General features: G+C 58.6%; 11 protein-coding genes. 5 read left to right on the top strand and 6 right to left on the bottom strand.

Annotated features, from left to right (window positions below; genetic code table 11):
• Positions 1-26: 26 nt before the first annotated feature.
• The 3 genes from HLUCCO03_RS17615 to HLUCCO03_RS17605 form a co-directional block, all read right to left on the bottom strand.
• A complete protein-coding gene (locus HLUCCO03_RS17615; protein WP_027831557.1) occupies positions 27-1,664 on the bottom strand; it encodes a FecR domain-containing protein in 1,638 nt (545 codons plus the stop codon).
• 1 nt (position 1,665) lies between these two features.
• Positions 1,666-2,391 carry a response regulator transcription factor gene (locus HLUCCO03_RS17610; protein ID WP_027831558.1) on the bottom strand — a complete coding sequence of 242 codons (726 nt, stop codon included), beginning with the start codon at positions 2,389-2,391 and terminating at the stop codon, positions 1,666-1,668.
• Positions 2,392-2,457: 66 nt separating this feature from the next.
• On the bottom strand, positions 2,458-4,623 hold the full coding sequence (locus HLUCCO03_RS17605) for a DNA topoisomerase III (protein ID WP_027831559.1): 2,166 nt from the start codon (positions 4,621-4,623) through the stop codon (positions 2,458-2,460).
• Between the two features lie 123 nt (positions 4,624-4,746).
• Between HLUCCO03_RS17605 and HLUCCO03_RS17600 the strand changes: the two genes are divergently transcribed.
• Complete coding sequence (locus tag HLUCCO03_RS17600; RefSeq protein WP_027831560.1) at positions 4,747-5,091, top strand: BolA/IbaG family iron-sulfur metabolism protein; 345 nt, start codon at positions 4,747-4,749, stop codon at positions 5,089-5,091.
• The gene (locus HLUCCO03_RS17595; RefSeq protein ID WP_027831561.1) at positions 5,088-5,711 is read left to right on the top strand and encodes an L-threonylcarbamoyladenylate synthase; all 624 of its coding nucleotides are present in this window, start codon (positions 5,088-5,090) and stop codon (positions 5,709-5,711) included. The genes HLUCCO03_RS17600 and HLUCCO03_RS17595 overlap by 4 nt, the downstream gene beginning before the upstream one ends.
• Positions 5,712-5,716: 5 nt before the next feature.
• Here the strand turns inward: HLUCCO03_RS17595 and HLUCCO03_RS17590 are convergent, their stop codons facing one another.
• Positions 5,717-6,370: a hypothetical protein gene (locus HLUCCO03_RS17590; RefSeq protein ID WP_027831562.1), complete on the bottom strand. Its 654-nt coding sequence runs from the start codon at positions 6,368-6,370 to the stop codon at positions 5,717-5,719.
• Positions 6,371-6,589: 219 nt separating this feature from the next.
• On the opposite strand from HLUCCO03_RS17590, the gene HLUCCO03_RS17585 reads away from it, so the two are divergent.
• Positions 6,590-8,206, top strand: coding sequence for a methyl-accepting chemotaxis protein (locus HLUCCO03_RS17585; RefSeq protein ID WP_027831563.1), 1,617 nt, complete (start codon positions 6,590-6,592; stop codon positions 8,204-8,206).
• A 194-nt stretch (positions 8,207-8,400) separates the two neighbouring features.
• Positions 8,401-8,703 carry a monooxygenase gene (locus HLUCCO03_RS17580; protein ID WP_027831564.1) on the top strand — a complete coding sequence of 101 codons (303 nt, stop codon included), beginning with the start codon at positions 8,401-8,403 and terminating at the stop codon, positions 8,701-8,703.
• Between the two features lie 54 nt (positions 8,704-8,757).
• On the opposite strand, the gene HLUCCO03_RS17575 is transcribed toward HLUCCO03_RS17580, so the two are convergent.
• Together HLUCCO03_RS17575 and HLUCCO03_RS17570 are read right to left on the bottom strand one after the other, a co-directional pair.
• Positions 8,758-9,630: a patatin family protein gene (locus HLUCCO03_RS17575; RefSeq protein ID WP_027831565.1), complete on the bottom strand. Its 873-nt coding sequence runs from the start codon at positions 9,628-9,630 to the stop codon at positions 8,758-8,760.
• 4 nt (positions 9,631-9,634) lie between these two features.
• A complete protein-coding gene (locus HLUCCO03_RS17570; protein ID WP_027831566.1) occupies positions 9,635-10,531 on the bottom strand; it encodes a cation transporter in 897 nt (298 codons plus the stop codon).
• 123 nt (positions 10,532-10,654) lie between these two features.
• On the opposite strand from HLUCCO03_RS17570, the gene HLUCCO03_RS17565 reads away from it, so the two are divergent.
• A complete protein-coding gene (locus tag HLUCCO03_RS17565) occupies positions 10,655-11,224 on the top strand; it encodes a LysE family transporter (RefSeq protein WP_051603819.1) in 570 nt (189 codons plus the stop codon).
• Positions 11,225-11,273: the final 49 nt, after the last annotated feature.

The raw sequence follows: 11,273 nt of genomic DNA, 5'->3' as shown, positions 1-11,273 counted from the left end.
GCTATCGGGTATCAGAGTGTAATGGATTACTCCAGGAACAATTCCCTCCCTGGTCCCCAACGGCTTTCAAGGGGGCCATCAGAAAGGGCTTTCAGGCGCACAAAATACCGCCTTCCGGGAATCAGGCGCAAGGCCGCCGTAGTATCCGACAGCGTAGCCTCTTTAATGATGTTGTTGAAGCCGGGTTCCTCGGACAGCTGCAGGCGATACTCGGAAGCGGTGTCCACTTTCTGCCAGAATACCCGTACCTGGCTGTCCACATAGTTCACACTGATGATGCGAACCGGTGGCAGTGTGCCGTTTACCACCAGGGAGCGGGTTTCGCTGGTTGCCACGGAATTGCCGCCGGCCTCAGTCACCACTCGCCAGTAGTATTGCCCCGGTGAAAGCGGGCGTGAGGGAAGGGCGCTCTGGTCCGGGGCCCATTCACTGGTGGCAACCAGGTTGCCAAATTCCTTGTCCTCAGCAATCTCGACACGGGCCACCTCGTTCTCACCCCGGAACTGCCAGCGGAATTCCGGCATGTCGTCGTTAACTGCGGCATCGGGTTCTGGTTGCTCCAGGGTGGCTGTGCGGGCCTGCAGGTCTACCTCAACGCTCAGGATGCCGGGCATGCCTGCAATACCGCGGCTGTCCAGTGATGCCAGGTGAATGTCGTAGCGGCCATTATCCAGCAGATCGATATTGAAGCTGTCACCATTGACCCGGCTGCTGTCCATCCAGCGGCCGGACTCGGCGTCGAATATATCAACTCTGTGTGAGCTGGCCCCATTGGGTTGCCAGCTCAGCTCGGCGGGCAGCTGTTTGAGCTCCGGTGGCAGCGGATTGATTTTCGGGGCGGGCGGCAGCTGGCGGATGCTCATGCCACCAACGCCAACGGTGGAGACGCTGGCACTGTAGCCGGCAGGAATGCGGCGGGTTTTGCCGGGAGGGCCAAAGGAGACTGCCCCTTCGGTAACCCGAAGATCGGTTTTGCCGGGCCCGGTTCTGAGGGTAAACATGGTGCCCCTGACGGCCGCGACGGCAGAGGGGGTTTCAATCTCGAAGCGGGAGCCGCCTTCAATCACCGGTTTTACCTGGGTTTCGATTTCACCGCGATCCAGGCGCAGCCTGGTGTCCACCATGCCGGACTTGCCGTACTGGGTCAGCCGGTTGAACGCCAGGCGCGAATTCGGGGAAATTCTCACAATCGAGCCATCCGCCAGTTCTACGGTAGCGGTACCCGAATGGGAGAGTATTTCATCGCCAACCCGCACCAGCATGTCGCCGGTGAGGGGGCGTTTGCTGCCGTCGTTCCCGGAGATCAGTTGTACTTGGCCTGACACAGAGCGAATCCGTGCCGGGTCGGGCTGGCGCTGAAGCCAGGCCAGCGGAATGCGCAGGCTGTCGCCGCTGCCAATCGTGGCCGCATTTTCAATACCGTTGTGCTGAAGCAGCCGGTTTGCCGATACATTGCGCGCCAGCAGTGCATCGGCGATTTCATCAAGGCTTTCTCCGGGCCGAACGGTATAAATCCACTCGGGAATCGGGTTTGACTCCGCGAGGGCGTTACCTGCCTGGGAGCCACGGGTAATGGACAGCTCGGCCTGCGCGGGCAGCGCAAGCCACCCGCTGGCCAGTAGCAGGAACACGTGAAACAGAGTCCGGCTGGAGCGTTGAGTCATCTCAGGCCTGTTCCGCGGCAACTGCGTGTGCATCCGGGCCGGAGGCCTTCATGGCTTCGAGGCGGTAGCCCCGCTGATAGATGGTCTTGATCCGGAACCCATTCTCGGGGTTCAGGCCAAGCCTGCGCCGCAGTCGGCTCATGTGGGTGTCCACTGTACGGGTGTTGATGTCGCGAGCCAGGCCCCAGACACGCTCAAGGAGCATTTCCCGGGTCAGCAGACGGCCCTGGTTCTGGAACAGGAACAGGGTCAGGTCGAAGTCTTTGTCGGTGAGGGTCAGCACCTCACCATGAAGTGCGATGGTCCGTGACTGGGTATTGATTTCAAACGGGCCGTACACCAGCACTTCTTTCTCGTTATCCGGGTTGGTGCGGCGGGCCAGGGCGTTGATGCGTGCCACCAGCTCCGCTTCCCGGGCCGGCTTGGAGAGATAGTCGTCGGCACCGGCATCCAGTGCCCGCACAATATCAGCTTCGCTGTCGCGCTGGGTCAGGAATACCACCGGTATCTGCCAGTTAAGCTGGGCACGCACATGTTCCAGTACATCGATGCCGGTCATGTCAGGAATCTGCCAGTCCATCACCAGCAGATCATAACTGCGGTGGAGCACGGCACTCAGAAAAGACTGGCCCGAGGGAAAGCTGTCACAGTGGTGCCCGCGTTCAGACAGGATCGACTGAATGTGCTGTGCCTGTTCAGTTTCGTCCTCAAGCAAAGCGATACGCATTAAACGTCTCCTGACATTAAAAACCACGTCACATTATTACAAATCTGCAATTTCACTACAGTGTCGTTATGTAGTATTGCGTAAACGGAGCGCAGGCTTTCCGTTGTCGTCGTCTACTGTTTGTCGGCAGCCGGGGAAATTACTGCAGCCCCAGAACCAGCCGTTTTTACCTTTTCTGCGCACCAGCGGTGAAAAACAGTGGGGGCAGGGCACCGGTTTGCTGCTGGTGCCGTCTTCAGGCACGTTATCTTCGATGGGCCGCGTGCCCTTGCAGTCCGGAAAGCGGGTGCAGGCGTGGAAGGCGCCGAACTTGCCCTCTCGCTTTCGCATCGGGGCCCGGCATTTCGGGCAGTGGGGTTGGCCCTCCGAAAGAGGCGTGGCCTCGGCTTCCGGGCCCGGAGTGTTGATAAACCCGCGAATCTGTTCCTTCAGGTCCTCGATAAACTGTTTCGGGTTGCCTTCGCCCCGGCGGATACTTTCCAGGGTTGCTTCCCATATCGCCGTCATATCCGGTTTGCTGATGGGCCCCGGCAGGGCCTCGATCAGTGCCTTGCCCTTGGGTGTGGAGCGGATGTGGCGTTTATCCCGGTACAGGTAGTCGCGGCGAAAGAGGGTATCAATAATGGCCGCCCGGGTTGCCTCGGTACCCAGGCCATCGGTTTCCCGCAGGGTCTTGCGCAGCTCCGGGTCGCTTACAAACCGGGCGATGTTGGTCATTGCCGAGAGCAGTGTGGCATCGGTGAAATACTGCGGCGGCTGGGTTTTGCGCTCGGCGATTTCCACCGAGTCACACAGTATCGGGTCGCCTTTGCCCAGGCGTGGCAGGGGTGGCCTGGCAGCTTCCTGCCGGCCTTCCCGCTGGCGGATTTCCAGGTCTTTCCAGCCCGCCTGCACAATCGCTGTTTCAGTGGCCTTGAAGCCATGCTCGCCAATACTGATCGCCAGCTTGCCTTCCCGGTGAATGGCGTCGGGGCTGAACTGCATCAGGTAATACCGGCTGATCAGCCCGTAGATGTTCTGTTCCGCTTCGCTCAGCCGCCCGGATGGGGCCTGCCGGGCGGTGGGGATGATGGCGTGGTGGGCATCCACTTTCTTGTCATCCCATGCGTCGGTGCGGCGATTAAGGTCCGCTGCCTCACAGGCAGGCGCCAGGCCGGAGGCAACCTTGCCAATGGCCTGCAGTACTTTCTGGCGCTGGTCGAAGTGCCCCTCGGGCAGGTACCGGCAGTCCGACCGGGGATAGGTGATCAACTGGTGGCGTTCGTACAGGTTCTGGGCGGTATCCAGGACATCTTTCGCGCCCATGCGGAACAGTCGCCCGGCCTCTATCTGCAACGCTGAGAGCGACAGCGGCAGGGGAGGCGCCTCGTTGCGGTCCCGAAAGCGGGCTTCGGTGACCTTTCCCGGCCGGCCTTCCACGGCGTTGGCAATCTGCCGGGCCACATCGCCGTCCAGCAGCCGGTCGTCTTCGTCCAGGTACTGGCGGTATTCTTCCGCTGGCTGCCACCGTGCTGCAAAGCTTTGTGGGTCTGCCTCTTCATCCACGCCATGGCAGTGCGCCAGAATCCGGAAAAAGGGCCTGGGCGTGAAATTCTCAATGGTGTTGTCACGCTCCACCACCAGCCCCAGCACCGGCGTTTGTACCCGCCCCACCGAGTACACACCCTGTTCACCCTGCTGCTGATAAGAGAGGGTGTAAAAACGGGTGAGGTTGATGCCATACAGCCAGTCGGCCCGCTGACGGGCCAGGGCGGAATGGGAGAGACGCCGGAATTCCCGGTTATCCCTGGGGCTGTCGATGGCCCTGGCCACGGCGGCGGGTGTCAGGTCATTGATCAGGATGCGCTGCACGGGGCAGGTGGCGCCGGCGTATCGGATCACCTCATCCACCAGCAGTTGCCCTTCCCGGTCCGGGTCGCCGGCGTGGATAATGGTGTCTGCCTTGCGGATCAGGGACTCAAGTACGTTCAGTTGCTGGCGCACGCTGTCCTTGGGATGCACTTCCCAGCGTCCGGGAAACAGGGGCAGATCTTCCTGGCGCCATTTCTTCCAGCGAGGGTCGTACTGGCCAGGCTCTGCCGGTTCCAGCAGGTGGCCGATGCACCAGCTGACGGTGCAGGCATTGCTTCCCTCGCCACAGCGAATCCAGCCCGTGCCCTTCTGATGGGGGGCGGGAAGCGCGGCGGCAATAGCACGGCCCAGGCTTGGTTTTTCAGCAATATATAGGCGCATAAGTCGGAAGCAGTTTTCGGCTGGGGGTGGAAGATGGCGCTTTGTCCCGATCCTGTCAAGGTAACACAGCGCTACGTGTAGTAGACTGTTCCGTAACACATTCAATCAGGAGCAGGCCTGTTTATGTCTTTACAACAAGCCATTGAGCAAAAGCTCGCAAATGCTTTCGACAGCCAGCATCTGATGGTTGAGAACGAGAGCCACAAACATAACGTGCCCCCGAATTCGGAAACCCACTTCAAGGTGACCCTGGTGGCACCGGAATTCGAGGGGCAGGGCAAGGTGAAACGGCACCAGTCCATCTACCGCGTACTGGCCGAGGAAATGGCCGGGGGCGTGCATGCACTGGCGCTTCACGTGTACTCGCCTCAGGAATGGGAAGCGTCTGGCCAGGAAGCACCGGAATCACCGAACTGCATGGGTGGCTCGAAGAAGGATCCGGCCTTTGCCCAGGGAGGTGGCGAATGAGCCAGTTTTTCCAGATTCACCCGGTATCGCCCCAAAAACGCCTGATCAACCAGGCCGTGGATATTCTGCGCCGGGGTGGGGTGATTGTGTACCCCACGGACTCAGCCTATGCCATTGGCTGCCAGTTGGATGACAAGCAGGCGGCAGACCGGATCAAGCGCATCCGTAAGCTGGATGACAAGCACAACTTCACCCTGATGTGCCGGGATCTTTCCGATATCGGTGTGTTTGCCAAGGTGGATAACACCCAGTACCGCCTGCTGAAAACGTTCACCCCGGGGGCCTACACATTTATCCTGGATGCCACCAGTGAGGTGCCAAGGCGCCTGCTGCACCCCAAGCGTAAAACCATTGGGATGCGGGTTCCGGACAACGCCATCGTGCAGGCGCTGCTGGCGGAACTGGGTGAACCTATCATGAGCAGTACGCTGATTCTGCCGGGGGAAGAAGACCCGATGACCGACCCGGAGGATATCCGGGATGCCCTGGAGCATGAACTGGATCTGATCATCGATGGCGGCTTCTGCGGCCTGGAGGCGACCACCGTGGTCAATATGACCGGACCCGCGCCGGAAGTGACCCGTGTGGGCAAGGGCGATCCGGAACCTTTCCGGGTCTGACGGGATCAGGCCCGGGTATTCAGGCTGAGAGCAAAGTTCCTGCGGTCTGAATAGCCGGTGGCCTGATCGCTGCTGACGGTCTGGCGCATGCTGTCATAGCGGTGGGCGAGGTCCTGCAGACCGTTGAACTGCTGGTTGTCGCTGACAAGGGTGTCCAGCAGTGAGTTATTCACACCATAGGCCTTGTTCAGCTTCAGCGCGTTGTCCACGAAATGCAGGGTGGGTTCGCTGGCGCTGAGCCGGCTGAATGCTTCCCGGAACGGTTTGCTGTTATTCAGATCCTGCTCGATACGGGCCCGGGTCTGTTCCGGCATTCCCGATGACAGGCTGATCTTGCCAGCGTTATCCTTTGACACTTCCACGCTGGTTGCCGGGTTGAGTTTGTACTCGGCAAGTTTGTGCCGCAGCGTTTCCCGCATATAGGCAAGGTCCTGCCCGACGGTTTGCCTGTATTCCGCCATTGAGAGCCTGGCGGATTTAGGGCGCGCGGCCTCGGAACTGGCCCGCTCTGAAAGAGTGAAACGGTCATCGGTGGCGGAAGCCGGTGGCTCTGGCGCTGCAGGCTTTGCGGCAGTGTTGCCCGGCGCAGACGACGGGCGTTTTTCCATGGCCTGCTGGAACTGGGTACTGGCTTTGATCAGCGATGTAAGCAGCGACATGGCTCTTTCCCCTCCCGCGGTCACCGAAGAAATTTTGACGATTGTCTCTGCTTAAGCACAAAGCGGGCCACTGGTGAGTGGAATCGTCGGAAGAGTCATTGCCTGCCATCTGATCTGGATCATGAAACCTTTATCCCCGGTGATTTAAAGTTCCCTCTGGTTACCCATCACCCGTAACCGGGCATCACTGATTCCTGCATTTTCCGTAGCTGAGCTGTTATGAGAAAAAACCAGTCCATCCGTTTTGTTTTGCTGTTTGCCCTTGCGGGCGCCTTTTCCCTCATCCTTGTTCTTACCCTGCTGTATGGCAATCACTCCCAGCGCCAGCATCTTGAGGACTATACCGGGCGGTATGTCGAGGGCCTGTCCAAGTCCTACTTTGACGCGCTCAATACCATGATGGTTACCGGCACCATCAACAATCGCCAGATGCTCAGGGAGAAGGCCACTGCGCCGGAAGATGTTCTTGATGTGCGGGTTATCCGCAGTGAACAGCTGAATGAAATGTTCGGCTCGGGCGATGATGACGAGCAGACCCGCGGCGAGCTGGAAGCTAAAGCTTTAAGTGGTGAGCGTGTCGAGCAGGTTTCGGATGGGGAAGACGGGCGGGTCTACACGCTGATCGAGCCAGTCCGGGCCATGGAGGATTACCAGGGAGTGAACTGCCTGGGCTGTCATCAGGCCAGCGAGGGGGAAATTCTGGGCGCCATCCGGGTTGATTACTCACTGGCGGAAGGGGACGCGCGCCTGCAACAACAGCTTCTGACCAGCGGCGGCATCCAGGTTGTGATTTTTGTGCTGGCGTTCTTCATGACCGCAGCGGTTCTGGGAAAGCTGGTGACCTCCCGTTTGCGCCGGCTTCACGACAGCATGGAAACCATTGCCGCCAACTCCGACCTGACCATCGAGCTGGATGTGTCCCGCGATGATGAAATCGGTTCAGTCGCCCGTGCTTTCAACCGCATGATGGCCAGAATCCGCGAGAGCATGAATACGGTGATGGACAACGCCGGCCGTGTAGAGCAGGCCGCCCGCAGTATTGCCGGCAAAGCCGAAACCACCGAGCGTGAAGTACTGGCTCAGCGAGACAACACCGACCAGGTAGCCAGCGCCACCACCGAAATGGCCGCCTCGGCGGTTCAGGTGCGGGAAAATGCCGTCAACACCACCCGCAAATCCGCCGACACCGCGGATTCCGCCAACAAGGGCGAGACCCTTGCCCGCAACGCCGTTGAGGGCATAGAGGCACTGAACACCGAAGTACAAAGTGGCGCCCAGCGTATTCAGCAGCTGGATGAACGCACCAGCCAGATGACCGACATGCTGGAGGTCATCTCCAATATCGCCGACCAGACCAATCTGCTTGCGCTGAATGCTGCCATAGAAGCGGCAAGGGCCGGTGAACATGGCCGCGGGTTCTCTGTGGTGGCGGACGAGGTACGGGCGCTTGCCTCGCGTACCCAGGATTCCACCGAAGAAATCCGCAAGACCATCAATGGCCTCAAGGGCGAAGTGGTGGACTGCGTGGCCACCATGCGCCATGCCTCTGAAATGGCAGAGCAACAGGTGCAGGCGATACTGAACGTGGAATCGGAACTGCAGACCATAGCCAGTGCGGTGCGTGAAATTACCGATCTCAACCAGGAAATGGAAAGTGCCGCCAACGAGCAGAGCGAGGTTTCCGAGTCCATCAATCACAACGTGATTGAAATCAGCCGCTCAGCGGAGCAGACCTCCGGAGATGCCCGGGAAACCGCCCGGATAGCCAGTGACCTGCTGGCTATGGCGGAAACTCTGAGAAAAGCGATCGAGCAGTTCCGGCTTGATCAGAAATGAGGCGGTTATTGCCCCGGCATGGAAAGAATCGAAAGCAGTACGGTAGTGGTAATAATCGGTCTGTTCACTGGTCGCCCCCCTGATGATCTTGCCGGTCTGGAATAAGTACATAACATGATCGAACCCAGTAAACTGAGCCAGCGCAGGGTCAAGATGATGCGTGGGTGTATGCTGATGTGAAACAGGAGGCTGCTATGAAAACCCTATTGCAGGTTGATTTTGCCTTTCCCGGGCCCTTTGGCAGAGATATGACTAATGCCATGAAGGAACTTGCCGAGTCCATCGCACAGGAGCCCGGCTTTATCTGGAAGGTCTGGACGGAAAATCCGGACACCAAGGAAGCAGGTGGTATTTACCTGTTTGAGGATGAAGCCAGCGCCAGAGCCTACCTGGAGAAGCACACAGCCAGGTTGAAGGGTTTCGGAATTCCGGAGGTGAATGGAAAGCTGTTCCGGGTAAACGAAGCGCTGTCTGCGATTGATAATGGGCCGGTTTGATAGCGCGCTTGAAGGCCAACAACCCTTCAAGCAGGCATAGCAATAGGCCTCAAATTACGGCACTGCTGGCGCAGGCGTGGTTCCGGTGGTCAATGATGGCGAGATTGAATTCAGATAATTGAGCCCCGCTTCGTGGCCCTGCCGGTAACCAAGTTCCAGCAGGGCCGGTTTGCGTGTCAGGCGGCCTACCGGAAAATCTTCCGGTGGCGCAATCACACGGATGTGGCAATCTTCAGGCGGGTTCTGGATGAATTCCAGGGTTGCGTTGTAGCGCTCTGAGCGAAGCAATGTGGCCTCGGACAACGCTGGATATTCCCTGAATATCCGTTTGGGTACGGAAGGGAACCTTGGTGGTTTCTTGCGGTAGCCGGGCGGGCGTGACAGCACCACGGTAATGTCTCGGGCGCCGTCCTCATAGGCTTTGAAAACCGGAATGGCGTCAGCCACACCTCCGTCGGTCATGGGCTCACCACCTACCATCGGATAATCCCGGTAGGCGATAGGTATGGCGCAGGAAGCGGTCAGCACGTCGTGCATATTGCTTTCATCCATCCGGTAGTAATGCGCTTGCCCGGTTCTGGCCGAGGTTGTCACAACCCACAGTTCTGTCGCTCCAGACAGATAGTTTTCCAGATTCAGTGGGATGTCGCTGAAGGACTGTCGCCAGAGCCAGTGCACATCACACAGATGTCCTCCCCGCGCAAACCGTTTCCAGTCAATAAAATCCGGTTGGCAGGCATGGCCGGTGATGATTTTGTGGTTACGTCCATGATCTCCCGCCAGATAGCCAATCAGATTGGTGGCGCCAGCTGATACGCCATAGGCGCGCGAAAACGGCTGGTAGTGGTGTTCAAGGAACGAATCGAGAACGCCCGCCGCAAATATGCCGCGCATGGCGCCCCCTTCCACAACAAGAGCAGATAACATTGGTTTACCCCTTGATCGCCAGGATGCGCCTGGCGCCATTCAATACAATGGCGCCCACAATGGCGCCGATAATCAGGTCCGGGTAATTGGAACCGGTCCAGGCAACGAGCGCCCCGGCCAGGATAACACCCAGATTGATTACCACATCGTTGGCTGAAAATATCCAGCTGGCCTTCATGTGAGCACCACCATTCCGGTGCCTGTAAATAAGCAGCAGGCAAACGGTATTGGCAACAAGGGCCACAAATGCGATCGCCATCATCCAGAGTGACTCGGGCTCACTGCCGAACAGAAAACGCCTGCCCACCTCAACGAGCACCCCGAGTGCAAGAATGAGCTGGAGAATGCCGGCAACATGGGCTGCCCGCACCTGCATTCTAACGCCATGGCCGACGGCGTACAGTGCGAGACCGTACACGGCTGCGTCGGCAAACATATCCAGGGAATCGGCAATGAGCCCTGCGGACTGGGCAATCAGGCCCATCGTCATCTCAATCAGGAACATCAGGCCGTTAATGGCCAGCAGTATCCACAGGGTACCCGATTCATCAGCCTGTTCGCTTTTGGAGGACAGGCCGGCGCTGAGAGCTTCCGAATCCGCCGCGCGGGTCTCCTGCAGCGAGGCTCCCAGATCAAGCGTTGCCAGTTTCCGGGTGATGGGGTCGGCGTCTCCATTATGGAGAACTTCCAGTGTGCGGCCGGACAAGTCGAATGAAAGCGCCTGGATGGTGTCGAAACCACCTAGTACCATACGGATCATCCGTTCTTCCGACGGGCAGTCCATTTTGGGCACCTTGTAGATGCTGAGCCAGTCAGCAGAAGACACGGAACTCTGGGAAGGGGGCGTGTTTTTCGGGTCGGATACTTCGCAGCTACACTGGTCGTCACACGCTTTACTCATTCCTGCACTCCGGTTGTTGATCTGGATACGATAATTTAAAACCCCGTAGTGGCTACAGGGTCAATAGGAGAATAGGATCTGGCTACCTGGCTGACAGTTGTCACGATATGCATTCTGGGGGCCATGTCTCCCGGGCCGTCTCTGGCTATTGTGCTGAAACAGACGCTGACCGGCGGCCGTAGAAACGGCATGGTTACGGCAGTCGCCCATGGGCTGGGGGTAGGTGTTTATGCCTTTCTCAGTATCCTCGGCCTGGCTGCCATCATTACTGCGTCGCCGCTTGCATTTTCAGTTCTGCAGTGGGGTGGTGCGGGCTATCTGGCATGGCTTGGCGCCAAGGGTCTGTTAGCCAGGCCCAGGGATGATGGACCATTACCGGAAGCCCCCACAACCGCAAGCGCCGCCCGGGACGGTTTCCTGGTTGTGCTTCTGAACCCCAAGATCGCCGTATTTTTCCTGGCCCTGTTCAGTCAGGTGGTGGGAACCGACACCAGCATGCTCGCCAAGTTGGGCTACGCGGCTACTGCAATGGTTATCGATGGTAGCTGGTACCTGTTCGTCACCTGGGTGTTCTCGAACCAACGCTGGCTTCACCTGTTGCGCCGCAAAGCTATCTGGTTCGAACGTCTGTTTGGTGTCGTTCTGCTGGGGCTGGCAGGCCATCTGGTGTTCGGTATTCTGGGTGGGACATGAATTCACCAGAGGAACGTCCGTTTATTCTGATCCGGCTGGTCAAATGTAT

It is taken from the genome of Marinobacter sp. HL-58 (assembly GCF_001314605.1).
In the GTDB taxonomy this organism is placed as follows: Bacteria; Pseudomonadota; Gammaproteobacteria; order Pseudomonadales; family Oleiphilaceae; genus Marinobacter.
Note: the sequence above shows the minus strand (reverse complement) of the source record. Positions and strands in the feature narration are given on the sequence as shown.

Coding starts and splice junctions, on each gene's coding strand:
- HLUCCO03_RS17615 (WP_027831557.1), bottom strand. CDS start 1,664: ATGACTCAACGCTCCAGCCGGACTCTGTTTCACGTGTTCCTGCTACTG.
- HLUCCO03_RS17610 (WP_027831558.1), bottom strand. CDS start 2,391: ATGCGTATCGCTTTGCTTGAGGACGAAACTGAACAGGCACAGCACATT.
- HLUCCO03_RS17605 (WP_027831559.1), bottom strand. CDS start 4,623: ATGCGCCTATATATTGCTGAAAAACCAAGCCTGGGCCGTGCTATTGCC.
- HLUCCO03_RS17600 (WP_027831560.1), top strand. CDS start 4,747: ATGTCTTTACAACAAGCCATTGAGCAAAAGCTCGCAAATGCTTTCGAC.
- HLUCCO03_RS17595 (WP_027831561.1), top strand. CDS start 5,088: ATGAGCCAGTTTTTCCAGATTCACCCGGTATCGCCCCAAAAACGCCTG.
- HLUCCO03_RS17590 (WP_027831562.1), bottom strand. CDS start 6,370: ATGTCGCTGCTTACATCGCTGATCAAAGCCAGTACCCAGTTCCAGCAG.
- HLUCCO03_RS17585 (WP_027831563.1), top strand. CDS start 6,590: ATGAGAAAAAACCAGTCCATCCGTTTTGTTTTGCTGTTTGCCCTTGCG.
- HLUCCO03_RS17580 (WP_027831564.1), top strand. CDS start 8,401: ATGAAAACCCTATTGCAGGTTGATTTTGCCTTTCCCGGGCCCTTTGGC.
- HLUCCO03_RS17575 (WP_027831565.1), bottom strand. CDS start 9,630: ATGTTATCTGCTCTTGTTGTGGAAGGGGGCGCCATGCGCGGCATATTT.
- HLUCCO03_RS17570 (WP_027831566.1), bottom strand. CDS start 10,531: ATGAGTAAAGCGTGTGACGACCAGTGTAGCTGCGAAGTATCCGACCCG.
- HLUCCO03_RS17565 (WP_051603819.1), top strand. CDS start 10,655: ATGTCTCCCGGGCCGTCTCTGGCTATTGTGCTGAAACAGACGCTGACC.